General features: G+C 47.1%; 24 protein-coding genes and 2 tRNA genes. 11 read left to right on the top strand and 15 right to left on the bottom strand.

The annotated features are described in order from the left end of the window. Positions 1-91: 91 nt before the first annotated feature. Complete coding sequence (locus tag DWZ03_RS16425) at positions 92-457, top strand: hypothetical protein (RefSeq protein WP_005823632.1); 366 nt, start codon at positions 92-94, stop codon at positions 455-457. 95 nt (positions 458-552) lie between these two features. On the opposite strand, the gene DWZ03_RS16420 is transcribed toward DWZ03_RS16425, so the two are convergent. Together DWZ03_RS16420 and DWZ03_RS16415 are read right to left on the bottom strand one after the other, a co-directional pair. Then, the gene (locus tag DWZ03_RS16420) at positions 553-1,707 is read right to left on the bottom strand and encodes an acyltransferase family protein (RefSeq protein ID WP_120130408.1); all 1,155 of its coding nucleotides are present in this window, start codon (positions 1,705-1,707) and stop codon (positions 553-555) included. A 99-nt stretch (positions 1,708-1,806) separates the two neighbouring features. Then, positions 1,807-2,370 (bottom strand): Crp/Fnr family transcriptional regulator, encoded by a 564-nt coding sequence (locus DWZ03_RS16415; protein WP_120130407.1) that lies wholly within the window; start codon positions 2,368-2,370, stop codon positions 1,807-1,809. Positions 2,371-2,543: 173 nt separating this feature from the next. On the opposite strand from DWZ03_RS16415, the gene DWZ03_RS16410 reads away from it, so the two are divergent. Then, entirely contained in the window at positions 2,544-2,840 is a 297-nt protein-coding gene (locus DWZ03_RS16410) for a hypothetical protein (RefSeq protein ID WP_057282023.1), read from the top strand. A 133-nt stretch (positions 2,841-2,973) separates the two neighbouring features. Here DWZ03_RS16410 and DWZ03_RS16405 read toward each other — a convergent pair. The 4 genes from DWZ03_RS16405 to DWZ03_RS16390 all read right to left on the bottom strand — a co-directional run bounded on the left by DWZ03_RS16405 (position 2,974) and on the right by DWZ03_RS16390 (position 4,533). Further along, positions 2,974-3,046, bottom strand: a tRNA-Gly gene (locus DWZ03_RS16405). Between the two features lie 9 nt (positions 3,047-3,055). Continuing rightward, positions 3,056-3,138, bottom strand: a tRNA-Tyr gene (locus DWZ03_RS16400). Positions 3,139-3,211: 73 nt separating this feature from the next. Beyond that, positions 3,212-3,706, bottom strand: a complete 495-nt coding sequence (gene ribH, locus DWZ03_RS16395; RefSeq protein WP_005823623.1) for a 6,7-dimethyl-8-ribityllumazine synthase — start codon at positions 3,704-3,706, stop codon at positions 3,212-3,214. Positions 3,707-3,849: 143 nt separating this feature from the next. Then, a complete protein-coding gene (locus DWZ03_RS16390; protein ID WP_057282025.1) occupies positions 3,850-4,533 on the bottom strand; it encodes a tetratricopeptide repeat protein in 684 nt (227 codons plus the stop codon). Positions 4,534-4,770: 237 nt separating this feature from the next. Here DWZ03_RS16390 and recF point away from each other — a divergent pair, with 237 nt between their 5' ends. Both recF and DWZ03_RS16380 read left to right on the top strand, forming a co-directional pair. Beyond that, a complete protein-coding gene (gene recF / locus DWZ03_RS16385; RefSeq protein WP_117749665.1) occupies positions 4,771-5,883 on the top strand; it encodes a DNA replication/repair protein RecF in 1,113 nt (370 codons plus the stop codon). Continuing rightward, on the top strand, positions 5,880-6,170 hold the full coding sequence (locus tag DWZ03_RS16380) for a DUF721 domain-containing protein (RefSeq protein WP_005823615.1): 291 nt from the start codon (positions 5,880-5,882) through the stop codon (positions 6,168-6,170). The genes recF and DWZ03_RS16380 overlap by 4 nt, the downstream gene beginning before the upstream one ends. Here DWZ03_RS16380 and DWZ03_RS16375 read toward each other — a convergent pair. The 7 genes from DWZ03_RS16375 to gap form a co-directional block, all read right to left on the bottom strand. After that, entirely contained in the window at positions 6,163-6,948 is a 786-nt protein-coding gene (locus DWZ03_RS16375) for a histidinol-phosphatase (protein ID WP_005835445.1), read from the bottom strand. The genes DWZ03_RS16380 and DWZ03_RS16375 overlap by 8 nt on opposite strands. Next, positions 6,945-7,475 (bottom strand): 5-formyltetrahydrofolate cyclo-ligase, encoded by a 531-nt coding sequence (locus tag DWZ03_RS16370; protein ID WP_057088372.1) that lies wholly within the window; start codon positions 7,473-7,475, stop codon positions 6,945-6,947. Before DWZ03_RS16370 ends, DWZ03_RS16375 begins: the two co-directional genes overlap by 4 nt. Continuing rightward, positions 7,393-9,132, bottom strand: coding sequence for a S41 family peptidase (locus DWZ03_RS16365; RefSeq protein WP_008666099.1), 1,740 nt, complete (start codon positions 9,130-9,132; stop codon positions 7,393-7,395). The genes DWZ03_RS16370 and DWZ03_RS16365 overlap by 83 nt, the downstream gene beginning before the upstream one ends. Before the next feature lie 57 nt (positions 9,133-9,189). Then, complete coding sequence (locus DWZ03_RS16360; RefSeq protein ID WP_005835453.1) at positions 9,190-9,648, bottom strand: deoxycytidylate deaminase; 459 nt, start codon at positions 9,646-9,648, stop codon at positions 9,190-9,192. A gap of 12 nt (positions 9,649-9,660) precedes the next feature. Beyond that, positions 9,661-10,185 carry a DUF4847 family protein gene (locus DWZ03_RS16355; RefSeq protein ID WP_117749666.1) on the bottom strand — a complete coding sequence of 175 codons (525 nt, stop codon included), beginning with the start codon at positions 10,183-10,185 and terminating at the stop codon, positions 9,661-9,663. Beyond that, positions 10,182-12,239 carry a M3 family metallopeptidase gene (locus tag DWZ03_RS16350; protein WP_117749667.1) on the bottom strand — a complete coding sequence of 686 codons (2,058 nt, stop codon included), beginning with the start codon at positions 12,237-12,239 and terminating at the stop codon, positions 10,182-10,184. The genes DWZ03_RS16355 and DWZ03_RS16350 overlap by 4 nt, the downstream gene beginning before the upstream one ends. 140 nt (positions 12,240-12,379) lie before the next feature. Continuing rightward, positions 12,380-13,390, bottom strand: coding sequence for a type I glyceraldehyde-3-phosphate dehydrogenase (gene gap / locus DWZ03_RS16345; RefSeq protein WP_005835458.1), 1,011 nt, complete (start codon positions 13,388-13,390; stop codon positions 12,380-12,382). Positions 13,391-13,531: 141 nt separating this feature from the next. Between gap and mscL the strand changes: the two genes are divergently transcribed. From mscL to DWZ03_RS16320, 4 genes are all read left to right on the top strand, one after another. Then, positions 13,532-13,966: a large-conductance mechanosensitive channel protein MscL gene (mscL, locus tag DWZ03_RS16340; protein WP_016272618.1), complete on the top strand. Its 435-nt coding sequence runs from the start codon at positions 13,532-13,534 to the stop codon at positions 13,964-13,966. A 461-nt stretch (positions 13,967-14,427) separates the two neighbouring features. Continuing rightward, the gene (gene guaA / locus DWZ03_RS16330; protein ID WP_117749668.1) at positions 14,428-15,981 is read left to right on the top strand and encodes a glutamine-hydrolyzing GMP synthase; all 1,554 of its coding nucleotides are present in this window, start codon (positions 14,428-14,430) and stop codon (positions 15,979-15,981) included. A 39-nt stretch (positions 15,982-16,020) separates the two neighbouring features. Next, the gene (gene guaA, locus DWZ03_RS16325) at positions 16,021-17,328 is read left to right on the top strand and encodes a glutamine-hydrolyzing GMP synthase (RefSeq protein ID WP_117749669.1); all 1,308 of its coding nucleotides are present in this window, start codon (positions 16,021-16,023) and stop codon (positions 17,326-17,328) included. Positions 17,329-17,409: 81 nt separating this feature from the next. After that, entirely contained in the window at positions 17,410-18,096 is a 687-nt protein-coding gene (locus DWZ03_RS16320) for an SGNH/GDSL hydrolase family protein (protein WP_117749670.1), read from the top strand. Between the two features lie 20 nt (positions 18,097-18,116). On the opposite strand, the gene DWZ03_RS16315 is transcribed toward DWZ03_RS16320, so the two are convergent. Both DWZ03_RS16315 and DWZ03_RS16310 read right to left on the bottom strand, forming a co-directional pair. Beyond that, entirely contained in the window at positions 18,117-18,779 is a 663-nt protein-coding gene (locus DWZ03_RS16315) for a Crp/Fnr family transcriptional regulator (RefSeq protein WP_057088357.1), read from the bottom strand. A 101-nt stretch (positions 18,780-18,880) separates the two neighbouring features. Then, a complete protein-coding gene (locus DWZ03_RS16310) occupies positions 18,881-19,570 on the bottom strand; it encodes a rhomboid family intramembrane serine protease (protein ID WP_057088355.1) in 690 nt (229 codons plus the stop codon). Between the two features lie 170 nt (positions 19,571-19,740). On the opposite strand from DWZ03_RS16310, the gene DWZ03_RS16305 reads away from it, so the two are divergent. From DWZ03_RS16305 to DWZ03_RS16295, 3 genes are read left to right on the top strand one after another with little or no spacing between them, the layout of a single operon-like run. Beyond that, entirely contained in the window at positions 19,741-21,681 is a 1,941-nt protein-coding gene (locus tag DWZ03_RS16305) for a glycogen debranching enzyme N-terminal domain-containing protein (protein WP_057282030.1), read from the top strand. Positions 21,682-21,695: 14 nt separating this feature from the next. Further along, a complete protein-coding gene (locus DWZ03_RS16300) occupies positions 21,696-22,964 on the top strand; it encodes a glycosyltransferase family 4 protein (protein WP_008666090.1) in 1,269 nt (422 codons plus the stop codon). A 17-nt stretch (positions 22,965-22,981) separates the two neighbouring features. Further along, a complete protein-coding gene (locus DWZ03_RS16295) occupies positions 22,982-24,397 on the top strand; it encodes a glycoside hydrolase family 57 protein (protein WP_057256630.1) in 1,416 nt (471 codons plus the stop codon). The last annotated feature ends 61 nt before the right edge of the window (positions 24,398-24,458 follow it).

The following is a 24,458-nucleotide window of genomic DNA, read 5'->3' as shown; positions in this document are numbered from 1 at the left end:
TGATTGTTCCACAGAACTATTTTTATGTTATTTGCAGATTTTTGCAACCAAACTTCATCTTTCTGCGTCTAATAAATAAAAAGAGGAGATTATGAATATGAAAATGAATTTTTCTATGGACGAGATTCGTCTTAAAGTAGAGGAGTATATAAAGAAAGGTAGTCGGGCAGCTGGTCGTCCCGTACTGACAGCTTATTATGTCCTGACTGCTGATTCTACTCCAGAGAGTGAAAGGACAAATATCATGATTGCTTTGGTGGCCATTGTGTTTCCTGCCGGTATAGAAGACCTCTTGGGACAAGTCTTTATGGTAGGGAAGGGATTTGCTGCAATCTATGCTTATAAGAAAATGAAGAAATACATCACTCCACAGATAAAGGATAAGGTAGAGGCAAAATTGGATGAGTGGTTCCATGAGAATGTGATGGAAGTAGTGGAACCGCTTTATCTGGAATAACAGTTCGCCACAAAGATCATACTGATTTGCGCAGATTGAATTTATATCGGGAATTTGTATCTGTGCGAATCAGCATAATCTCCGTGACGGACTGTTTATTGTTTTTTGCTCAAGAAGCGTCTGGCCAGATATTTCCGTACCGGTTCATCATAGAATTTCAAGCATAGATAAGCCAATAATATGTTCCATGCGTAAACACACAAGGCAACCTGCCAAGTCTGCTCCAACGTGAAGAGCTGGTTCTTGATGAGCCATGCATAGAACAAGTACATAAATGGATAATGTATCACATAGACTGGATAGGATATATCTCCCAGGAACTTGCATATCTGGGTCGATTTTTTATCCGTTGTGGTACCGGAAGCTCCTAACCAGACGAGAACCGGAAAAGCGATGATTACACAGAACGCTTCATAAATGCCATTTGTACAGACCGGTGTTGCACCTTCCAAGTAGGGCACTGAAAACAAGGCAACCAATGCAATGGTACATATCCAGAAAGCACCTTTCACCTTGATAGGCTTGAAGTTGCGCGACAAAAGCATGCCCATGGAGAAAGGAAAAAGCATCCTCAGCAATCCGCCGCCAAAGTTTATTCCGTCCAGTGTCCAGCCTACTCCCATATTTCCGTATCCGGAGACATCGAAAATGGCGAATGATGCCAATGCCACTCCCAGCAATATTGTCAGTACGGCGAGGGCTTTGTTTGATAAGCGGCGGATAAACAAGGCATAAAGGATGTTGCCTATATATTCAAAGAACAAGGACCAGCATGGACCATTCAAAGGAAACATTTCGCCATTACCACGGACTTCATAACCTGCACCTGGCATTGCGGGAATAAAAAATATAGTGCAAAGAAGGGACAGCATAATCATGGAGAAGGCAATATGTGTTCCGTCCCATTGTACGCATCCTTGAAGACAGAAGGTAATGGCACCCAGGACGGCTCCCATAATGACCATCGGATGGAGACGTATCAGGCGCCGTTTAAAGAAGTTTTTCATTGTGAGACTCCTGCCCCAACGGTCGTCATAAGCATACCCGATAACGAATCCCGATAGTATAAAGAAGAAATCTACAGCTAAATAGCCGTGGTTGAAGGTTTCGATAATGCCACCACCGGCAAAAGCATAGCCTTCGAATATATGATACCATATAACCATCAAGGCTGCTACGCCACGGAGGCCGTCGAGAAGGTCATAATGTGCTTTGGTGTCTGAAAAGGCAGAAGATGAAATGTGCGACATCTGTTTTTTTCTGTTGTTTGGTTAATGTTTTCGGATGTCAAAGATACGCCATGCGAAGCGAAGTTCTTTTGCTTAAAAGCAAAAAAGAACGGCAATCTTCTATTTTTTTGCGCGTACCCGGCTGAGAGTATAGATGGAAATACCCAGGAAGGCTGCCACATATTTTAGCTTCACCCGATTTATCAGTCCGGGGTAACGGCGGTTAAATTGTTCATACCGCTCTTTGGGAGGCAGTTGGAGCCTTTCCACAAACATATGACTGAGCTCCTTGTTTACGTTCTGATGCAGTATTCTGCCCCAGTTGGCTATATCAATATATGTTTCGTAGAGAGCATTTAACTTGTCTATGTGGATGACGTAGATTTTGCAGTCCGAAAGAGTTTCAATGCTTTCTACTGACGGCTGCTGATAGTACAGTGAATCCATTCCGAAGGTTACATCACCTTCCTGGCTGAACCAAGTGGTGGTATCTTGTCCGTCGTGATGAAATACGGAACGGGTGACCCCTTCCTCAATGAAATAAACCAAACGGTCTGTCACTCCTGCTTGTACTATATAAGTTCCTTTAGGATAGTGTCTTACCTGCATATTCATCAGCAATGCCTGAAGAGCTTCTTCGGAAACCGGATAAATCTGCCTGATTTTATGAATGATGTTGTTCATTGGAGGAGAGCTTTTTATTCGTTTACAAACTTACATAATTTTATTAACTAAAACTGAACTTTGATATACAAATGTGTGCGTTGCCTTATAAGCGTTTATGGTATAGTGGGATTTTTCTTGTAAAAGAGATGTTTGTTCTTTGAATATTGTATCTTTGTAGAAAACGGTAGCCTATGAATAAAATATTGGTAACATTATTGGCTCTAATCGGAGGCAGCTGTATTTCATTCGCACAGATGGAGACTGGAAGAGTTTCCGATACAGTTGAGGATACATTGAGAATAGAAAATGAAATTGTCGCTGTTGATACCGGATTTTACCAGTCAGTAGTCCGCTATGATACGGTGCGCTATAATTTGAAAATGCAGAGTGTTTACAAAAAGGCTTTTCAACTAAAGAATGATGTTTTTGTGGAAAAGATGAAAGAGCCGTGGTTAGATGATATTCTCAGAAATATCTTATTTAAATAACCATGAATTTGTGCTTTGCGTCATTCGGTTGACTTCCTGGTTTAACTCACTCGGTTAAACCACACTAAATTCAGCATTCTCTAAAAACAAAAATCAGATAGAAATCTTGCGATAACTATCTGATTTTCAGAAGAGCGGAAGACGGGGCTCAAACCCGCGACCCTCAGCTTGGAAGGCTAATGCTCTATCAACTGAGCTACTTCCGCAATTTTTTGTGGGCAAAGATGGATTCGAACCACCGAAGGCGTAAGCCAGCAGATTTACAGTCTGCCCCATTTGGCCACTCTGGTATTTGCCCTTTTGCACTTAAGATTCTATCTCAATTCTCTCATTGAGTAGGTTTGTTTCTCAATTGCGGTGCAAAGATACGACTATTTTTGTAAACTCCAAGCAAAATCTATCATTTTTATTGCAGTAATTGCACATTCGTCTCCTTTATTACCCAGCTTGCCACCGGCGCGGTCTTCTGCTTGCTCCATAGTATTGGTAGTAATTAATCCGTAAATTACTGGTACATCGCCACTTGCGTTTAATTGGGTAATTCCTTGGGTAGCACCCATGCAAACATAGTCAAAATGTGGAGTATCTCCTCTGACTACACAACCAATTGCAATAACTGCATCGACTTCGCTGTATTCGATAAGTTGGTTGGCGCCGAAAGTCAGTTCAAAACTGCCGGGTACTGTTTTTACCAGAATATTTTCATCTTTGGCTCCATGTTTTTTTAAGGTGTCTATGGCACCTTTTAGGAGAGCGCCGGTAATATTATAATTCCACTCAGATACAACGATGCCGAATTTCATTTTTTCCGCGCTGGGTACAGAACTGAAATCGTAGTCTGAAAGATTGTGATAAGCTGTTGCCATAAATAAGGAATTAAGAATTAATAATTGAAAATTAAAGGGAGAGGAGAGATAAAAGAGGCACGGACTACACGGATTCACGGCTATTGTGTCTTTCCGTGTTTTCCGTGTAATCCGTGCCTGAGATATTTTTATAATAAGGTATATTACTTCTTCAATAGTTTGGCTTGTTCGATATACTTATCGATATCCATTGCCTGGTATGAACGGAAGTATTTATCCTTGATAGTGGTATACGCCTGGATTGCATCGTCATACTTACCTTGCTTTACCAGGATTTCTCCAGCTTGCAGCAGGTAGATGGGGCTGAGGGAGTTGTTGTCGGCTTCGTTGGCGGCTTTCAGCAGCATGGAAGCGGCTTTGTCCAGTTGGCCGAGCTGCGCATAGCAGTTACCCATAGCACCTTTCATGGCAGGAGCTACCATTTGGTCGTCTCCGTCAAAGCTGTCCAATGCTTTCACTGCTTCGTCATATTTACCGAGGTGTGCATAGCAGAGACCCATATAGGCTTTTGCAAGATTGGCTGCTTTTGTGCCGCTGTATTCGTCTGCCACTTTTACAAATCCGGCAAAACCGATGCTATCACCGTTCAGTGCTTGTGCATAAGCGTCTGCTTCGAAGTATTCTTGCCCTTTGAATAAGGCAGCTTGTGCTTTTTCTTCACGGGGGTCTGCATAAAGGTTCTTGTACATCACTACACCGGCAATGATGATGATTACTGCTACTACAGCGCCGATGATTGCTTTTTTGTTCTTAATGAAAAAGGCCTCCGATTGTGTCAGTGCATCCTCCACGTTTAAGGCTTCATTCGTCTTTTTTTGTTCTGCCATTTTTATATAATCTTTTTGTTATTATTCTTATTTATCTATTTCGACCCGCAAAAGTAAGTTTTTTATAGCTATCAACGAAATTTAGCGGCATCTTTTTTTGTTTTGTATCAGAAAACACCGAAATTATTTCTACTTTTCAATAAGCCGGGCTTCACCTCTGTATTAAAAATAAGCAGGCTTATTTTGTACTGCTTTCGGTTTTGCATTATCTTTGTAACCGAACTCATCGTTACTATAATGATACTGAAACGTATATCTATACTCAATTATAAGAACTTGGAGCAGGTGGAGCTTTCATTCTCGCCCAAGTTAAACTGCTTTTTCGGACAGAACGGCATGGGGAAAACGAACCTGCTGGATGCGGTGTATTTTTTGTCTTTCTGTAAAAGTGCCGGTAATCCCATTGATTCCCAGAATATCCGCCATGATGCCGACTTCTTTGTTATTCAAGGGTTTTATGAGGCTGCCGATGGGACTCCTGAGGAAATCTACTGTGGTATGAAGAGGCGCCAGAAGAAACAGTTCAAGCGAAACAAGAAGGAGTATACGCGTTTGTCGGACCATATCGGCTTCCTGCCTTTGGTCATGGTCTCGCCTGCCGATTCGGAGTTGATAGCAGGAGGCAGTGATGAACGCCGACGTTTTATGGATGTGGTTATCTCGCAGTACGACAAAGAGTATCTGGATGCTTTGATACGATACAATAAAGCTTTGGTGCAGCGGAATACCTTACTGAAGAGTGAACAGCCGGTGGAGGAAGAGCTCTTTCTGGTCTGGGAGGAGATGATGGCACAAGCCGGTGAAGTGGTGTTCCGCAAACGTGAGGCCTTTATCCGTGAGTTTATTCCTATTTTCCAGTCTTTCTATTCATTCATTTCGCAAGATAGGGAGAAGGTGGGATTAAGCTATGACTCTCATGCCCGCGATGCCTCTTTGCTGGAAGTGCTGAAGGAAAGCCGTGCTCGCGACCAGATTATGGGCTATTCGTTGCGCGGTGTGCACAAGGACGAGCTGAATATGCTTTTGGGAGATTTCCCCATCAAGCGTGAAGGGTCGCAGGGACAGAACAAGACTTATCTGGTAGCGTTGAAGCTGGCACAGTTTGATTTCCTGAAACGTACCGGGACCACTGTTCCCTTGTTGTTGTTGGACGATATCTTTGACAAGCTGGATGCCTCGCGTGTGGAGCAAATCATCAAGTTGGTGGCAGGCGACAGTTTTGGACAGATTTTTATAACCGATACCAACCGCGAACACCTGGACCGTATTCTGCATAAAGTGGGCAGTGATTATAAGATGTTCCGTGTGGAGCAGGGAACGGTTGCCGAAATGAAGGAGGAAGAGGCATGAAGCGCAATAATGCCGAACAGATAGGTGAACTTATCCGTCATTACCTCAGGCAGGAAAGTCTGGAGTCTCCGCTGAATGAACGGCGGCTTATCAGTGCGTGGCCCGAAGTGCTGGGGCCTACCATTGCCTCCTACACCCGTGAACTTTATATAAAGAACCAGGTGCTTTATGTGCACCTCACTTCTGCTGCTTTGCGCCAGGAACTGATGATGGGGCGCGAGTTGCTGGTGCGCAACTTGAATCGTCATGTGGGGGCCCAGGTCATAACGAATATCATATTCAGATGAGCATCCTCAGCTCATCTATTCTTTCAATCTTCAGTTCCTTTAATTCCCGGACTGCCCGGTCATAATACATCGGAGTTTCCAAATCCTTGTTGTCATGCGCATCCAGTCCGATGATAGCTGTACAGCCTTCATTGGCAGCGATTCGCCAGAACTCCGGGCACGGGTAGGTGGATAAGCCGTGCGCTTCATTGTAGGCTACATAGCCTATATTGTATTCCAACGGGACATTCAGGCGTGCAGCAGTACGGCAGATGTGCCGGCTGATGGTAGTGCAATGGTGGTCGAACTTCGGATAGGAGCGCATGAACAAGTCCGGATGGGCAAGGCAGGAGAATAATCCGCTTTCCATACCTTCGATGGCGCTCTCTTCGTAAAGTTCGAGCATGTCGCGGCTGTCTGTATGATGGCCGAAGTAGGGGAACTTTTCATCGGTGTGGTAGTGATGGTTTCCGAAGATGATATAGTCCAGTTGGTACTTCTTGGTTTGCTCTTTCAGCCAATGGATATATTGGGGGAAGTATTCACATTCAAGTCCTATTCTGATGTCTATCCGGTCGTGGTATTTCTCACGGAGCGTCTTGAGACTCTCCACGTAGCCGGGGAGCTCCTCGGGGAGCATCCGCATGTCGGCTACGTAGTCAGTACGGTATTTCCAGGGAGTATGGTCTGAAAACCCGAGTATCCGGTAACCGCCTTTGATGGCACTGAGCACATAGTCTTCGTCATCTCCGGTGGCATGCATGCAGCGTGTGGTGTGTGTATGATAATTAGTTTTCATTGCGTAATGATTTCATCCATGCGTATATCAAACGGTTCCGCAGGAACTTCTTCTACGAGTTGAAACGGGAAGCAGATGCCGGCTTTGTAGGCTGATGGGATGCGGGGCAGAAGTCGGTCGTAGTAACCTTTACCGCGCCCCAGGCGGTTGCCGTTACGGTCGAATGCCACGCCGGGAACCACTATGAAGTCTATGTCTGCATAGTCGGTAAATAGCTCGCCGGTTGGTTCTTCGATGCCGTATGCGCCAGGTTTCAAGTCTTCGGGTCCGGTGTACAGCCGCAGTTCCAGGTCGTCACCTACAACTACCGGAAGCAGTATCCGCTTTTCGCGGCTCCACTTCCGGATAAATTCGTGTGTGTCCACTTCGTCTTTGAGAGAGTGGTAAAGCAGTACGGTGGTTGCCGCCCTGAAAGCAGGATGTGCCTCGAGGGCGGCAAGTATTTCAGCAGACTGACGCGTAGTGGAAGAGCTGTGTCGGGTCTTCAACAAAGCTACCTGCCTGCGCAGTTCTTTTTTCCTTTCCATCATCTTTTGTATCCTCTATGATTGGTGTCGCTTCCGGGGCTTTTGGGAATGCCTCGCCACGTTCCAGAATATCCAATGCCTTCTTGACGGTAGCATCGCTCTGGTTGATGTAGCGGATGTATTGCTCCCTTCCCAGTATGTTATAGATAATGTTGCCGTAAAGACTTCTTTCCAGTAGCTTGTAGGACTTGTGGATAAGCAGGTTGCGCCGCTTTACTCCCTTGGAGTCTGCAAAACGTACAAACTGCTCCACGATACCTTGGTGGCGAAGGTACTTCAACAAATCTTCTTCATTGTCGTATTCACTCAATTTCGCACGGTTGCGGTCGGTATACTGGAAGCTGAATTGCAGAATCAGTCCCTTGTTGCTTACTTCTATCAGGTAAGAAGATACTCCGGTTGTGTCTTGCGGAACGAATACGTCCGGCATAATGCCACCGCCGCCGTATACGGGTCTGCCCAAACCGGTAGAGTAACGCAGGTTTTCGTCCAGTTTGATGCTGTCTTTGGAGAAGAACTCGCCGTGTTCGTAACGGGTAATCCAGTCCATTTCGTATTTGCTGTCCTTGCCGTTCTCGTAGGGGCGCTGGATGCAACGGCCCGATGGGGTGTAATAACGGGCAATGGTCAGGCGGATGGCGGAACCGTCACTGAAGTCGATGGGTTGCTGTACGAGTCCCTTGCCGAAGGAACGGCGTCCTACAATGGTTCCGCGGTCATTGTCCTGAATGGCGCCCGCAAAGATTTCGCTGGCCGAAGCGGAACTCTCGTTTACCAATACCACTAGCGGCAGCTTCTGGCAACTGCCGGTACCGTTGGCATATTCCTCCATGCGGGGATATTTGCGGCCGTGGGTATATACAATCAACTTCCCTTCCGGCAGGAATTCGTTCACCATGCGTGTGGCGGCTTCCATGTATCCTCCGGTATTGTCGCGCAGGTCGATAATCAGGCCTTTGCACTTCTCGTGGCTCAGTTGGGCAATCGCATTCAGCAGCTCCACGTGTGTGGTACGTCCGAATTTGCTGATTTGTATATATCCGTAGTCATCGTCGAGCATATAGGCTGCATCAATGGTGTTTTGTGGGATGTCACCGCGTGTGATGGTGAAGTCGAGCAACTCCTTTTCCGTGGCACGCTTGACGCCTAACTTCACTTGGCTTCCTTTCGGACCTTTCAGGTTGCGCATGGCCTTTTCGTTTGTCAGGCCTTTGCCTGCAAAAAGACTGTCGTTGACCATCACAATGCGGTCGCCTGCCATCAGGCCCACTTTCTCGGACGGTCCACCGGGAATCACGCTGTTTACGTGTATCGTATCTTCTTGAATGGTGAACTGGATGCCTATACCGCTGAAGCTGCCTTCAAGTTCGGAATTAACCTCCTCCAGTTTCTGTGCGGGGATGTAGGTGGAGTGGGGGTCGAGTTCTGCCAATATCTGCGGCATGGCTTTCTCTACCAAATCGGTCATGTTGACGGTATCCACATACTGGTCGTCAATAACACGCAGCAAGGCATTCAGCTTGTTGGACGAGCTATTGATGATTCCCAGTTTATTACCGGCAAAATGCCTGGCATAAAACGTTCCGATAAGGATTCCCGCGACTACGCTGATTGCGATGATGAGCGGCATAAAGCGGGAAGTATTTTTTGTACTCATGATGTTTATTTACTATTAGACTATTTACAATTTACTATTTGGCTGCGCATGCAACTTTCAACTTTCCATTTTCAACTTTTCATTATCCATTGAAATAAACACTACCTCGATGCCTGCCCGTTTCAAAAGTTCGATACCATCTTCCAGGCGGTATTTCTCGGAGTAGACTACCCGTTTGATGCCTGCCTGGATAATCAGTTTGGAGCATTCTATGCAGGGGGAGGCAGTGACGTACATGGTGGCACCGTTACTGCTGTTGTTTGAACGGGCTATTTTGGTAATGGCGTTTGCTTCGGCATGGAGCACGTATGGTTTGGTGACGTTATTCTCATCTTCGCACACATTCTCAAAACCGGAAGGGGTACCGTTGTAGCCGTCAGAGATAATCATCTTGTCTTTTACAATCAGTGCACCGACCTGGCGGCGTTGGCAATACGAATTTTCGGCCCAAATGCTTGCCATACGTATATAACGCCTATCCAATGCTTCTTGTTTGTCTTTTGTAGAATCGTCCATCATATTTATGCTTTATCGTTGCGGGGTGAATCCCATGACTCTGGTTGTCGGTCCGTCTTTAAAATAGAGGGTCAGTGAATTGGCATCCCCTTCATACTTGTACACGTTTTGCAATCCGGAGATGAATGCCTTGGCCAGTGCATCGCTTTCTGCAGCCCCCGTAACCTTCACACTGATGCTGAGCGAGCCTGAAGCTCCGTCGGCTTTCCAAGTGCCGTTGACGCTTGAGTTGATGCCTTTTCCGTTGACGGTGGTGCCCATCAGTTCTCCATCCAGTTCGGTACCTTCAAAATTGAGGGTGAAGGTGTTTTTCTGATTATATAGCTTGTCCAGGCTCTTCTTCATCTCTTCCTCATTGTTGTTCCAAAGGTTTGGATAGAATTGGGCATTGCTGTCCTTATTGGTGAGTCGGCTGAGCTTCCATGTCTTCCCGGTGAATATTCCGATAACATCGTCCTCGTTGTCGCAGCCGCTTAGCAGGGGGAGCAGCGAAAACATGAGCAACATGCAAAAGATGTTCCTTATAAGTCTCTTCATTTCTTTATTCCATTTCTGATTAATAATGCGTCGATTGTAGGCTCTTGTCCGCGGAAGCGTTTATAGAGCGTCATCGGATGTTCCGTTCCGCCTTTGGAAAGGATATTCTCTCGGAAGGAGGCGGCAGTCTCCGGGTTGAAGATGCCCGTCTGCTTGAATAGCGAGAAAGCATCTGCATCCAGCACCTCTGCCCATTTATAACTGTAATATCCGGCAGAATATCCTCCGGCAAAGATATGGGAGAATTGTGTGCTCATGCAGGTTTCTGCCACAGAAGGCAGAATCTGTGCTTTTTCCCAAGCCTTCTTTTCATAGGCTTTCACGTCACCTTCAAACGGGGTGTTACGTGTGTACCAGGCCATATCGAGCAGGCCGAAGCTCACCTGGCGTAGGCAGGCGTATGCCGCGTTGAAGTTGGAGGAATCCACAATGCGCTGTACCAGCTCGTCCGGTATCAGTTCTCCGGTCTGGTAATGGCGGGCAAACGTATGCAGGAATTCCTTTTCGATGGCAAAGTTCTCCATGAATTGGGAGGGGAGTTCCACAAAGTCCCAGTACACATTGGTCCCGCTCAGGCTTCCGTAGGTGGAATTGGCGAACATACCATGCAGGCTGTGTCCGAATTCGTGCAGGAAGGTTTCTACCTCGCCGAAGGTCAGCAGGGCAGGCTTGTCTTGTGTCGGTTTGGTGAAGTTCATCACAATGGATATGTGGGGACGGCTGTTCTCGCCGGTCTTTTCGTCAATCCACTGTTCCTTGTAGCTGGTCATCCAGGCTCCCGAGCGCTTGCCTGCTCTGGGGTGAAAGTCGGTATAGAACACGGCAAGGAATTTCCCGTCTTTGTCGAAGACTTCGTAGGCATCCACATCCTTATGATAAATGGGAATATCCGGATTCTTCTTGAAGGTGATGCCATACAGCCTGGTTGCCAGGCCGAATACGCCTTGCTTCACGTTGTTCAGCTCAAAGTAAGGGCGGAGCAGCTCATCGTCGATATTGAACTTCCGGTCTTTCAGTTTATGGGAATAGTACGCCCAGTCCCACGGCATCAGGACGAAGTCTTCTCCTTCCGCTTGGCGTGCCAGGGCTTGCACTTCTGCATATTCTTGTTTGGCGGTGGGCGTGTAAGCCTCCAGCAGTTGGTCCAGCAGCTTATACACGGACTCACTGTTTTGTGCCATGCGCTCCTGGAGGTTGTATTCGGCGAAGTTGTCATAGCCTAGGAGTTGGGCAATCTCCATACGGACATTGGCCAGTTTCTTTACGATTTCCAGATTATTGCTGGCGTTGTCATGCGTACACTTCGTATTGTAGGCCATATACAGCTCACGGCGCAGGTCACGGCTGTCTGCATAGGTCAGGAAAGGGCCATAGCTGGGAGCCTGCAAGGTGAATACCCAGCCTTCGACGCCTTTTTCCCCGGCTGTCTCTGCAGCGGCTTCTACCGCGCTCTCGGGTAGCCCGGCCAGTTGTGACTTGTCGGTGATGACAAGCTTGTAGTCGTTCGTTTCTTTCAGGTTGTTTTCACTGAACTGCAGCGTCAGCAGGCTGAGCTCTTTGCATAAAGCCCGGTATTTCTCCTTGGCTTCTCCCTGGAGGTTGGCGCCGTTGCGTACAAAACCATTGTAAATATCTTCCAGCAGCTTGTGCTGTTCCGGGTTCAGCGTCTCTTTGTCTTGCTGCTCGTAAACCGCTTTGATGCGTGCAAACAGCTCTTCGTTCAGGCTGATGTTGTTTTCATGCTCGCTCATCATCGGCATGATTTCCTTGGCCAGTTCCTGCAGGTCATCGTTCGTTTCTGCGCTGAGCAGATTGCCGAATACGGTACCGACACGGTGGAGCATTTCGCCGGACTTCTCATAGGCCAGCACAGTGTTGGCAAATGTCGGGACTTCCGGATTGCGGATGATGGCATCTATTTCCGCATTCTGGCGGCGGATGCCTTCGCGGACGGCGGGTACATAGTCTCCGGTCTTGATTTTGTCGAACGGGACAGTGCCGTGCAGCGTGGAGTATGTTTCAAAAAAAGGATTTTGAGACGATATAGTGTTCATAAAGCAAAGCAATATTAGAGTTAGTATAATCTTCATCATGTTTAAAGGGTCTGATAAAAAACGAACTAGCTGCAAAATTGCAAAAAAAATAGGCGACTTCTGCAGAAGTCACCTATTTTTTATTATTTTCTAACTGTATATTAGCAGTTAACTGATGCCATGTGAGCAATCAAGTCAAGAACCTTGTTAGAATAACCGATTTCGTTATCATACCAAGATACAACCTTAACGAAAGTATCAGTCAAAGCGATACCAGCCTTAGCGTCGAAGATAGAAGTGCGAGTGTCACCCAAGAAGTCAGAAGAAACAACTGCATCTTCAGTGTAACCCAGAACACCCTTCAATTCGCCTTCAGAAGCTTCCTTCATGGCAGCGCAGATTTCAGCGTAAGTAGCAGGTTTAGCCAAGTTAACTGTCAAGTCAACTACAGATACGTCCAAAGTCGGAACACGCATAGACATACCAGTCAGTTTGCCGTTCAATGCCGGGATAACTTTACCTACAGCCTTAGCAGCACCGGTAGAAGACGGGATAATGTTGCCAGAAGCAGCACGACCACCTCTCCAGTCTTTCATAGAAGGACCGTCAACTGTCTTCTGAGTAGCAGTTGTAGAGTGAACAGTAGTCATCAAACCGTCAGTGATACCCCATTTGTCGTTCAATACCTTAGCGATAGGAGCCAAGCAGTTGGTAGTACAAGAAGCGTTAGATACGAATTGAGTACCCTTAACGTAAGTCTTTTCGTTAACACCGCAAACGAACATCGGAGTGTCGTCCTTAGAAGGAGCAGACATTACAACATATTTTGCGCCAGCTTCGATGTGAGCTTGAGCTTTGTCCTTGCTCAGGAACAAGCCAGTAGACTCAACAACGTATTCAGCTTCTACTTCGTTCCATTTCAAGTCAGCCGGGTTTCTTTCTGCAGTGATGCGGATAGCCTGACCGTTAACGATCAATTTGCTGTTTTCAACATCAGCTTCGATAGTACCGTCGAACTGGCCGTGCATAGTGTCATACTTCAGCATGTAAGCCAAGTAATCTACCGGGCAAAGGTCGTTGATACCTACGATCTGAATATCGTTTCTCTTCATTGCAGCGCGGAATACGAAACGTCCGATACGTCCGAATCCATTAATACCTACTTTAATCATTTTGTTTAAACTTTTAAGGGTTTTATAATGTTTAAAAATAAACTTTCGCCTATAAATTGCATTTCTTTATCGAATTGCGGTGCAAAAGTAAGAAAATGTTTTTATATTCGTAGCCAAAATCATAATTAAATAATTGAAAAGATGGGAAAAAGTTCATTTTTACAGGAATTTAAGGCTTTTGCCATGAAAGGCAACGTGATAGACATGGCTGTCGGTGTGATTATCGGCGGTGCGTTTGGAAAAATTGTCTCTTCCATCGTGGCAGATGTGATTATGCCTCCTATCGGGCTACTGGTGGGCGGTGTCAACTTTACAGACTTGAAGTGGGTGCTGAAACCTGCCGAAATGGTGGACGGAAAAGAAATTGCTGCCGTGACCCTGAATTACGGTAATTTCTTGCAGGTCACCTTCGACTTCCTGATTATAGCATTCTCTATCTTCATGTTCATAAAGTTGTTGACCAAGCTGACTGAAAAGAAGAAAGAAGAGGCGCCTGCCGCTCCTCCGGCTCCCCCTACCCCGAGCAAGGAAGAGGTGCTGCTGACCGAAATCCGTGATTTGCTGAAAGAAAAGTAATATCGAAGCGGAACTTCATAGGGGATGTCAAAACCCTCTTGACGCTTTTTTTAGGCGCGGATTACGTGGATTTCACGGATTTATTTTACTGAATCCGCGTTATTCCGCGTAATCCGCGCCTAATATTATAACATGATGAAAGCGTTCATGGCTTTTGATACATCCCCTAATGCATTTAACTCTCCCCGGTACCGCCGGAAACTGTCCCTTTTTATACTAAGCAGTAATCTTACCACAGCTGTGGTAAGAAAATAACATTGCTGTGGTAAGCAAGTTGCATAGCTGTGGTAAGAAAACAGCACGGTTGTGGTAAGAATAGCTTTTAGTATCCTTGTGGATAGTTCTAGCCTGAATTTAAAGCTGTTTTTTGAAAAAAAACGTTTTTCTGTCACATTATCCCTGATAATTCCTTTACTTTTTCTACTTTTGCAAATCATTTATTAAAGTCTATACGGATTTATATGCAAGAGAAGATTATTATTCTTGATTTCGGTTCGCAAACCACGCAGCTCATCGGCCGCCGGCTGCGCGAACTGAATGTCTATTGCGAGATTGTACCTTACAACAAATTTCCACACGGAGATGAGAGTGTAAAAGGAGTTATCCTTTCGGGTAGCCCCTTTTCTGTTTATGATAAGAGTGCATTCAAGGTAGATTTGAGCGGGATTCGTGGAAAATACCCCATTCTGGGTATCTGCTACGGTGCGCAGTTTATCTCCTACAGCAACGGTGGACGGGTGGAACCCGCCGGTACCCGCGAGTACGGACGTGCCCATCTCGGTTCCTTCGATTCGGAGAACGTCCTTTTCAAGGGGGTAAGGGAAAATAGCCAGGTGTGGATGAGCCACGGAGACACGATTACCGCCATTCCCGATAACTTCAAGACTATAGCTTCTACGGACAAGGTGGCGATTGCCGCTTACCAGGTGTCCGGCGAGGAGATGTGGGGAGTGCAGTTCCATCCGGAAGTATTTCATAGCGAGGACGGTACGCAGATGCTGCGCAACTTCGTGGTGGACGTATGCGGTTGCAGCCAGAGCTGGAGCGCCGCATCGTTTGTAGATACTACTGTGGCCGAACTGAAGGAGCAGCTTGGCAACGACCGAGTTATCCTGGGACTGAGTGGCGGTGTGGATTCTTCGGTAGCCGCCGTGTTGCTGCATCGTGCCATCGGCAAGAACTTGACCTGTATCTTTGTGGACCACGGACTGCTTCGCAAGAATGAGTTCAAGAATGTGATGCACGACTACGAATGCCTGGGACTGAACGTGATTGGCGTGGATGCCAGCGAGAAGTTCTTCAAGGATTTGGAGGGAGTGACCGAGCCTGAGCAAAAGCGTAAAATCATCGGCCGCGATTTTATCGAGGTCTTCGATGCCGAAGCGCACAAGATAACCGATGCCCGTTGGTTGGCACAAGGCACCATTTATCCCGACCGCATCGAGAGCCTGAACATTACGGGCAAGACCATCAAGAGCCATCACAACGTGGGCGGTCTGCCCGAGGAGATGAACCTCCGTCTGTGCGAACCGTTGCAGTGGCTGTTCAAGGACGAAGTACGCCGCGTGGGACGCGAATTGGGAATGCCCGAACATTTGATTACCCGTCATCCTTTCCCCGGTCCGGGACTGGCTGTCCGCATCCTGGGGGATATAACACCGGAGAAGGTGCATACTTTGCAGGAAGCCGACGATATTTTCATTCAGGGCTTGCGTGACTGGAAAGTGCAGGATGCCGACGGCAACGAGACATCGCTCTACCATCAGGTCTGGCAGGCGGGCGTCATTCTTCTGCCCGTACAGAGTGTGGGCGTGATGGGTGACGAACGCACCTATGAACGTGCAGTGGCCTTGCGTGCCGTTACTTCCACCGATGCCATGACAGCCGACTGGGCGCATCTGCCCTACGAATTCCTGGGTAAGGTGTCCAACGACATTATAAATAAGGTGAAAGGTGTGAACCGCGTGACCTATGACATCTCTTCAAAACCACCCAGCACAATAGAATGGGAATAAGACCGACTGAAATTATTAACTTAAAAACAATATAGAAGAATGAAGCAGGATATGATTGTGATTCTGGATTTGGGAAGCCATGAGAACACAGTGCTTGCCCGGGCGATTCGTGCGTTGGGAGTATATAGCGAAATCTACCCGCACGACATTACTGCCGCCGAACTGAAGGCCTTGCCGAATGTGAAAGGCATCATCATCAACGGCGGCCCCAACAATGTGGTTGACGGGGTGTCCATCGACGTGTTGCCCGAGATTTACGAAGCGGGATTCCCCGTAATGGCTGCCGGACACGACAAGGCGCTGTGCGAAGTGAAGCTGCCGCAGTTTACGGATGATGTGGAAGCCATCAAGGAGGCTGTGAAATCTTTCGTATTCGATACTTGCAAGGCTGAGGCGAACTGGAACATGACGAATTTCGTCAACGACCAGGTGGAGTTGATACGTCGTCAGGTGGGTGACCGTAAGGTGCTGCTGGCACTGTCCGGTGGTGTGGATAGCTCCGTAGTGGCCGCTTTGCTGCTGAAAGCCATCGGCGACAAGCTGGTTTGCGTACACGTGAACCACGGGCTGATGCGTAAGGGCGAATCGGAAGCCGTGGTGGAAATCTTTGGCAAGGAGCTGAAAGCTAACTTGATATATGTGGATGCCACAGACCGTTTCCTCTCCAAGTTGGAAAACGTTGCCGACCCCGAACGGAAGCGCAAGATTATCGGCGGCGAGTTTATCCGCGTCTTTGAGGAAGAAGCTCGTAAATTGGACGGCATCGACTTCCTGGGACAAGGTACCATCTATCCCGATATTGTAGAGAGTGGCACAAAGACAGCCAAGATGGTGAAGTCCCATCACAACGTGGGCGGTCTGCCCGAGGATTTGCAGTTTGAATTGGTGGAGCCGTTGCGCCAACTGTTCAAGGACGAGGTGCGTGCATGCGGTGTAGAGCTTGGATTGCCGTACGAGATGGTTTACCGTCAGCCGTTCCCCGGTCCCGGATTGGGAGTGCGTTGTCTGGGAGCCATTACCCGCGACCGCTTGGAGGCTGTACGCGAGTCGGATGCCATTCTGCGTGAGGAATTCCAACTGGCAGGCCTGGATAAGAAGGTATGGCAGTATTTCACTGTGGTGCCCGATTTCAAATCTGTGGGTGTACGCGACAATGCACGTTCGTTCGACTGGCCCGTCATTATCCGTGCCGTCAATACGGTGGACGCCATGACCGCAACCATCGAGCCGGTGGACTGGCCCATCCTAATGAAGATTACCGACCGTATTCTCAAGGAAGTGAAAACCGTCAATCGCGTTTGTTATGATATGTCTCCGAAACCCAATGCGACTATCGAGTGGGAGTGAGATTGACCAATGATAATGATAGCCTCACCTTAAAAACGGTGGGGCTGTTTTTTTTATAACAAAACAACAAAGAATAGAACAATGAAACTTTTATGTATGATTGCTGTCTTTTTGTGCATCCCCTGGGTAGCCTCTGACGCACAGAAGCAGGACTGGGGAAATTTGAAACGCTATGCAGAGGCAAACAAGGAACTGGTACGGAAGGGAAAACAGAAGGACCGGGTGGTTTTTATGGGCAACTCCATCACGGAAGGATGGGTGGCAAACGATGCCGCTTTCTTTGAAGACAACGGTTATGTGGGCCGTGGTATAGGCGGGCAGACTTCTTCCCATTTCCTGCTCCGTTTTCGCGAAGATGTCATCAAGCTTGCTCCGGCGCTGGTCGTGATAAATGCAGGTACCAATGACATTGCGGAAAATGCAGGCGCTTATAATGAAGAATACACTTTTGGAAATATAGTGTCTATGGTAGAGCTGGCACGGGCCAATAAGATAAAGGTGATTTTGACGTCTGTGTTGCCTGCCGCTGCCTTTGGCTGGAATCCTTCGGTGAAGGATGCTCCGCAAAAGATAATGCAGCTGAATGCCAGAATCCGGAAGTATGCCCAGGAAAACAAGATTCCTTATGTCGACTATTACAGTGAGATGGTGGAAGGCGACAATAAGGCTTTGAACTTCTCGTATACCCGGGATGGGGTACACCCCACTCTGGAAGGGTATAAAGTGATGGAAGCCTTGATAAAGAAAGCGATAGACAAGGTGTTGTAGGAAATTCCGGTTCAGGTGGCCTATAATAGCTTTTTTGCGTCGGGAATCATCATCTCGCCTCTGTGCAGTTCGAGCAGGCCTTTCTCCTGCATGCTGTTCAACGCTCTCGATACTCCCATACGGGTATCATTGACCACCTGAGCCAATTCTTCCATTTTTATTTTCAGTATTTTCCTGCCTGACGGACGTTCGATATGTGTCAGGATAAAGTTGCCGATACGTTTCTCAAGGTTGTCGGTGCTTTCTGCCCAAAGACGGCTGTTCAGGCTTTGGGCGCGGTTGCTGATGATATTCATGTAATTCAGGCGGAATATGTCATATTTGAACAATTCGCTCATGACGAAAGCCTTGCTGATGCTCACTGTGTGGGTCTCGGTTTGGGCGGTATAGGCTGAGACGTAGGAGGTGCTCATCCCGAACAGAGATTGTGGCTCGATGACGTAAGGTGCCTGAAAATATTCCGTGAAGCTGTATGATGTATTCGCAGATGAAGTACATGAGGAGATTTCACCTTTCAATACGAATATCAGTTGACTGCATGTGTCACCGGCTTTCACGATAACTTCGCCGGCTTTATGCTTTGTAAAGCTCAGCTTGACTTTCCCCAGGATATTGGTAAAGTCTTCTTGTGCGAGTCCTTGAAAGAGTGGCAGTTGCAGTAATGTATCAAACATTGTATTCATAATGCTTTTTCTTCTTGTTTTGAAACAAAAGTAGATATTATCAAGGTGTACTGTAAACTCTTTGCCCCTCTTTTTGTTTTTTTTATTGTTTCTTAAACGTGCTATTCAATCCTTGTAGACGAATCCTCATCCTTCTCCTCTTCCTTCTTATCGTCCTCATCCTCATTGTTTTCCTCATCTTCGTCTTCCTCCTCGTCTTCCTCTCCGGCAAACGGATCGGGCCGTTGGGGACCGTATCCCATAAAGCCTATGGCGCATAGCGTGCCTGCTATGGCTCCGCTAAGGTGTCCTTCCCAGGAAGTGGTGGCTTTGGCAAATTGTGGGAACATATTCCATACCAGGCCGCCATATAGGAACGTTATCAACAGTGAAATGGCGATAAGCGGTACATGTTTGCGCAGAATGCCGCTGAAGAACAGAAAGAAAGCCAGTCCGTATATGATGCCGCTGGCTCCGATATGCCATCCCGGTTTCCCTATAAGAAAGGTAAGCGCACCGCATCCTATCCAAATGGCAAAGAAGATGTAGGGGGCTATATGCCGGTAGAAATAGAACAGACACCACATCAGGAAAAAGAGTGGAATCGTATTGGCGAACAGATGCTTGAAACTGCTGTGTACCAGTGGATGTGCGAAAATTCCGAACACGCCCCGCTGTTCCATCGGATATACTCCCAGTCGTGTGAAGTTCCAATCCATGCCTGTCTCCAAAAACTTTAAAATGTATAAAATGAATAGCAGGAATAGGGGTATAACCGCCGCCAATGCCATTCTGCGTATATCATGCTTCATATTTCGTACAGTGATTGCTATTTTTGTACAATACTACGGAATATTTGACGAAAACCGAAAAAAAACTGACTTTTTATTTTGCCTATAAGCTTTAATTCGTATTTTTGGGCATCGCTACATGGCTTGTAGCGCATATACCGAAATAATTAACCTTTAAATAATGCACAACTATGAGTTATTTACGATTTGACAAGACCCTGATGATTAATCTGCAAGAATCTTTGCCAAGGGAGATATTGCGGACGAATAGGTCGGGAGCCTATCATTGTACAACAATTGTAGATTGTAACACACGCAAATATCACGGTCTGTTGGTGATACCGGTCCCCAACCTCGATGATGAAAACCATGTGCTGCTGTCTTCTTTGGATGAAACTGTAATTCAGCACGGTGCGGAGTTCAACCTGGGGTTGCATAAGTATCAAGGAAACCACTTCAGTCCTAACGGGCACAAGTATATCCGAGAGTTTGACTGTGAAAATATCCCCACAACTACCTATCGTGTAGGAGGCGTCATCCTTCGTAAGGAAAAGATTTTCGTACACCATGAAAATCGGATTCTGATTCGTTATACCTTGGTCGATGCCCATTCGGCAACCACACTTCGTTTCCGCCCTTTCCTGGCATTCCGCAGTGTGCGCGAGTACACGCACGAAAATGCGCAGGCAAGCCGCGACTACCAGTTGGTAGAGAATGGCATTAAAACCTGCATGTATCCCGGTTATCCGGAGTTGTTCATGCAGCTCAACAAAAAGAATGAGTTCCACTTCCAGCCTGACTGGTATCGTGGTATCGAGTATCCCAAAGAACAGGAACGCGGATATGACTTCAACGAAGACCTTTATGTGCCGGGATATTTTGAAGTGGATATAAAGAAAGGGGAAAGCGTTGTCTTCTCCGCCGGTATCTCCGAGATTTCTCCCCGCAAGCTGAAGCAGACTTTTGAGTCCGAGGTGGCCGACCGCACTCCGCGTGACAGTTTCTACCACTGTCTGAAAAACTCGGCGCACCAGTTCCACAACAAGCAGGGCGAGGAGCATTATGTGCTTGCAGGCTATCCCTGGTTCAAGTGTCGTGCCCGTGACTTGTTCATCTCCCTGCCGGGTCTTACTTTGGCCTTAGGCGAGCAAGATGAATTTGAAGACGTGATGAAAACAGCCGAAAAGGCTATCCGTGAGTTTATCAATGGAGAACCTTCCTCCTATAAGATATACGAGATGGAGCATCCGGATGTGCTGCTGTGGGCTGTCTGGGCTTTACAGCAGTATGCCAAGGAGACTTCGCGTGAAAATTGCCGGCAGATGTACGGTAATCTTCTCGAGGAGATTGTTGACTATATCCGTGAACGCAGGCATGACAATCTCTTCCTGCACGAAAACGGACTGTTGTATACCAATGGCACCGAGAAAGCGGTTACCTGGATGAACTCTACCGCCAATGGCCGCCCGGTTATTCCGCGTACGGGCTACATTGTAGAAGTGAATGCACTGTGGTACAATGCCCTGCGTTTTGTAGCCGATATGGTTCGGGAGGGGGGCAATGAAATTCTTGCCGATACACTGGACGCTCAGGCAGAAATCACCGGAAAGTCTTTCGTAGACATCTTCCGCAATGAGTATGGCTATCTGTTTGACTATGTGGATGGTTATATGATGGACTGGAGCGTACGTCCCAACATGATATTTACCGTTGCCTTTGACTATTCTCCGTTGGATAGGGCCCAGAAGAAACAGGTACTCGATATTGTGACGAAAGAACTGTTGACTCCGAAGGGCTTGCGTACACTGAGCCCCAAGAGTGGCGGATACAATCCGAATTATGTAGGTCCTCAGATTCAAAGAGACTATGCCTATCATCAAGGTACGGCATGGCCGTGGCTGATGGGTTTCTACATGGAAGCATATCTGCGTATCTATAAAGTGAGTGGCGTGTCGTTTGTAGAGAGATACCTCATCGGTATGGAAGATGAAATGACTTCCCACTGTATTGGCGCATTGCCCGAACTCTTCGATGGTAATCCTCCGTTTGTTGGAAGAGGGGCGGTGTCATTTGCCATGAATACGGCGGAAATCCTGCGTATCTTGAAGTTATTGTCTAAGTATAATTTATAAAAGGAGGAACGAAGATGAAAGTTTTAATGTTTGGATGGGAATTTCCTCCCAAAATATATGGTGGTCTTGCGGTTGCTTCTTATGGAATAACTAAGGGATTGAGTTTGCAGGGTGATGTGGAAACTACTTTCTGCATGCCCAAGCCGACGGGCGAAGAAGAGGACTTCTTGAAGATAGTGGGCATGAACCAGGTGCCTATCGTGTGGCGTGATGTCGATTACAATTATTTGAAGTCGAGGCTGACGCGCAACATGACGCCGGAAGATTATTATTCTTTCCGCGACCATATTTATTCGGATTTCTCTTATATGCACGTCAATGACATAGGCTGCATGGACTTTGCCGGCGGTTATCCCGGCAACCTGCACGAAGAGATAAACAACTTCTCGGTGATTGCCGGAGTAGTGGCTCGCCAGCAGGAATTTGATATTATTCATGCCCACGACTGGCTGACGTATCCTGCCGGAGTGCATGCCAAGATGGTGAGCGGAAAGCCGCTCTGTATCCATGTCCATGCTACGGACTTTGACCGTTCGCGCGGAAAAGTCAATCCTACCGTCTATTCTATGGAGAAGAACGGTATGGATTATGCCGACTGCATCATGTGCGTGTCCGAACTGACCCGCCGCACGGTTATTGAGCAGTACCATCAGAACCCCAAGAAGGTGTTTGCCATGCACAATGCCGTCTATCCTCTCTCGCAGGAATACCAGGACATTCCACGTCCCGACCATTCCAAAGAGAAGATTGTGACATTCCTGGGCCGTATCACCATGCAGAAGGGGCCGGAATACTTTGTGGAAGCAGCTTCGCTGGTATTGCAGCGTGCCCGCAACATCCGCTTTGTGATGGCCGGTTCGGGAGATATGATGGATGCCATGATTAATCTGGCAGCCGAGCGGGGCATCGCCGACCGGTTCCACTTCCCGGGCTTCATGAAGGGAAAGCAGGTATATGAGGTTTACAAGAACAGTGATGTATTCGTTATGCCTTCCGTTTCCGAGCCTTTCGGTATCGCTCCGCTGGAAGCCATGCAGTGTGGGACTCCTTCCATCATTTCCAAGCAGTCGGGATGCGGTGAAATTCTTGATAAGGTCATTAAGACCGATTATTGGGACATTCATGCAATGGCCGATGCCATTTATTCCCTCTGCACCAATCCTGCTCTCTTCCAATATCTGCAGGAGGAAGGCAAGAAGGAAGTGGATGGAATCACGTGGGAAAAAGTAGGCTTGAGAATCCGCGCCCTCTACGAGGATGTGTTAAGAAACTATGGTAAATAACAAAAACAATAATAGAAATGAGAACTATCTGTCTTTATTTTGAAATACATCAAATCATTCATCTGAAACGTTACCGTTTCTTTGATATAGGTACCGATCATTATTACTACGATGATTATGCCAATGAAACCAGTATCAATGATGTAGCCGAACGCTCTTATATCCCGGCATTGAACACCTTGATTGAAATGGTGAAGAATTCCGGAGGTGCGTTTAAAGTGGCTTTCTCCATCTCGGGGGTTGCGCTGGAGCAGTTGGAAATATATGCACCGGCTGTCATCGACTTGTTGCACCAGCTAAATGATACCGGTTGCTGTGAGTTCCTTGCCGAGCCTTATTCCCATGGCCTTTCTTCTCTGGCCAACGAGGATTGCTTCAAGGAAGAGGTGATGCGTCAGAGCGCTAAAATGAAACAAATGTTCGGTAAGGCGCCGAAGGTGTTCCGTAATTCCAGCCTGATTTATAATGATGAGATTGGTGCGATGGTGGCAGCTTTGGGATTCAAGGGTATGCTGACGGAAGGAGCCAAGCATGTTCTGGGTTGGAAGAGTCCGCACTATGTATACCATTGCTCTATGAATCCTAACTTGAAGTTACTGTTGCGTGACTTTAAGCTGTCTGACGACATCAGCCTGCGCTTCTCCAACTCCGAGTGGAACGAGTATCCTTTGTTTGCCGACAAGTACATCAACTGGATTGACGCTCTGCCGCAGGAAGAGCAGGTCATCAACATCTTTATGGAGCTCTCTGCTCTGGGCATGGCACAGCCGTTGTCTTCCAATATTCTGGAATTCCTGAAGGCTCTTCCATACTGTGCCAAGGAAAAGGGGATTACTTTCTCCACACCGACGGAAATCGTTACCAAACTGAAATCTGTTTCCCAGTTGGACGTTCCATATCCGATGTCTTGGGTGGACGAAGAAAGAGATACCAGCTGTTGGCTGGGTAACGTGATGCAGCGTGAAGCATTCAACAAGTTGTATAGTGTTGCCGAACGTGTCCATCTTTGTGATGACCGCCGTATCAAGCAGGACTGGGATTATCTGCAGGCAAGTAACAACTTCCGTTTCATGACTACCAAGCAAAGCGGTGTCGGCTTGAACCGTGGCATTTATGAATCTCCTTTTGATGCTTTTACCAATTATATGAATATTCTTGGTGACTTTATCAAACGTGTCGATTCTCTCTATCCGGTGGATATAGATAACGAAGAACTGAATGCATTGCTGACCACTATCCAGAACCAAGGTGCCGAGATAGAGGAACTGCATAAGGAATTGGAGAAAGCACAGGCCAAGTTGGAGAAGATAAAGGCTGCAGAAAAGAAAGAGAGCAAGGCTACAGCTAAATCTGCCGCAGAAAAACCGGCAAAGGCCAAGGCTCCTGCCAAAAAGCCTGCTGCAAAGAAAACAACTAAAAAGGCTGCTGAATAATATCGGCAGCTTGTCCCATCAATCAAAAAAGCCTTCCGCTCTACAATGAGCGGAAGGCTTT

It is taken from the genome of Bacteroides sp. AF29-11 (genome assembly GCF_003602895.1).
In the GTDB taxonomy this organism is placed as follows: domain Bacteria; phylum Bacteroidota; class Bacteroidia; order Bacteroidales; family Bacteroidaceae; genus Bacteroides; species Bacteroides uniformis.
Note: the sequence above shows the minus strand (reverse complement) of the source record. Positions and strands in the feature narration are given on the sequence as shown.

Bases quoted from the DNA above. Each gene is read 5' to 3' on its own strand.
- DWZ03_RS16425 (WP_005823632.1), top strand. From the start codon at position 92: ATGAATATGAAAATGAATTTTTCTATGGACGAGATTCGTCTTAAAGTA.
- DWZ03_RS16420 (WP_120130408.1), bottom strand. From the start codon at position 1,707: ATGTCGCACATTTCATCTTCTGCCTTTTCAGACACCAAAGCACATTAT.
- DWZ03_RS16415 (WP_120130407.1), bottom strand. From the start codon at position 2,370: ATGAACAACATCATTCATAAAATCAGGCAGATTTATCCGGTTTCCGAA.
- DWZ03_RS16410 (WP_057282023.1), top strand. From the start codon at position 2,544: ATGAATAAAATATTGGTAACATTATTGGCTCTAATCGGAGGCAGCTGT.
- ribH (WP_005823623.1), bottom strand. From the start codon at position 3,706: ATGGCAACAGCTTATCACAATCTTTCAGACTACGATTTCAGTTCTGTA.
- DWZ03_RS16390 (WP_057282025.1), bottom strand. From the start codon at position 4,533: ATGGCAGAACAAAAAAAGACGAATGAAGCCTTAAACGTGGAGGATGCA.
- recF (WP_117749665.1), top strand. From the start codon at position 4,771: ATGATACTGAAACGTATATCTATACTCAATTATAAGAACTTGGAGCAG.
- DWZ03_RS16380 (WP_005823615.1), top strand. From the start codon at position 5,880: ATGAAGCGCAATAATGCCGAACAGATAGGTGAACTTATCCGTCATTAC.
- DWZ03_RS16375 (WP_005835445.1), bottom strand. From the start codon at position 6,948: ATGAAAACTAATTATCATACACACACCACACGCTGCATGCATGCCACC.
- DWZ03_RS16370 (WP_057088372.1), bottom strand. From the start codon at position 7,475: ATGGAAAGGAAAAAAGAACTGCGCAGGCAGGTAGCTTTGTTGAAGACC.
- DWZ03_RS16365 (WP_008666099.1), bottom strand. From the start codon at position 9,132: ATGAGTACAAAAAATACTTCCCGCTTTATGCCGCTCATCATCGCAATC.
- DWZ03_RS16360 (WP_005835453.1), bottom strand. From the start codon at position 9,648: ATGGACGATTCTACAAAAGACAAACAAGAAGCATTGGATAGGCGTTAT.
- DWZ03_RS16355 (WP_117749666.1), bottom strand. From the start codon at position 10,185: ATGAAGAGACTTATAAGGAACATCTTTTGCATGTTGCTCATGTTTTCG.
- DWZ03_RS16350 (WP_117749667.1), bottom strand. From the start codon at position 12,239: ATGAACACTATATCGTCTCAAAATCCTTTTTTTGAAACATACTCCACG.
- gap (WP_005835458.1), bottom strand. From the start codon at position 13,390: ATGATTAAAGTAGGTATTAATGGATTCGGACGTATCGGACGTTTCGTA.
- mscL (WP_016272618.1), top strand. From the start codon at position 13,532: ATGGGAAAAAGTTCATTTTTACAGGAATTTAAGGCTTTTGCCATGAAA.
- guaA (WP_117749668.1), top strand. From the start codon at position 14,428: ATGCAAGAGAAGATTATTATTCTTGATTTCGGTTCGCAAACCACGCAG.
- guaA (WP_117749669.1), top strand. From the start codon at position 16,021: ATGAAGCAGGATATGATTGTGATTCTGGATTTGGGAAGCCATGAGAAC.
- DWZ03_RS16320 (WP_117749670.1), top strand. From the start codon at position 17,410: ATGAAACTTTTATGTATGATTGCTGTCTTTTTGTGCATCCCCTGGGTA.
- DWZ03_RS16315 (WP_057088357.1), bottom strand. From the start codon at position 18,779: ATGAATACAATGTTTGATACATTACTGCAACTGCCACTCTTTCAAGGA.
- DWZ03_RS16310 (WP_057088355.1), bottom strand. From the start codon at position 19,570: ATGAAGCATGATATACGCAGAATGGCATTGGCGGCGGTTATACCCCTA.
- DWZ03_RS16305 (WP_057282030.1), top strand. From the start codon at position 19,741: ATGAGTTATTTACGATTTGACAAGACCCTGATGATTAATCTGCAAGAA.
- DWZ03_RS16300 (WP_008666090.1), top strand. From the start codon at position 21,696: ATGAAAGTTTTAATGTTTGGATGGGAATTTCCTCCCAAAATATATGGT.
- DWZ03_RS16295 (WP_057256630.1), top strand. From the start codon at position 22,982: ATGAGAACTATCTGTCTTTATTTTGAAATACATCAAATCATTCATCTG.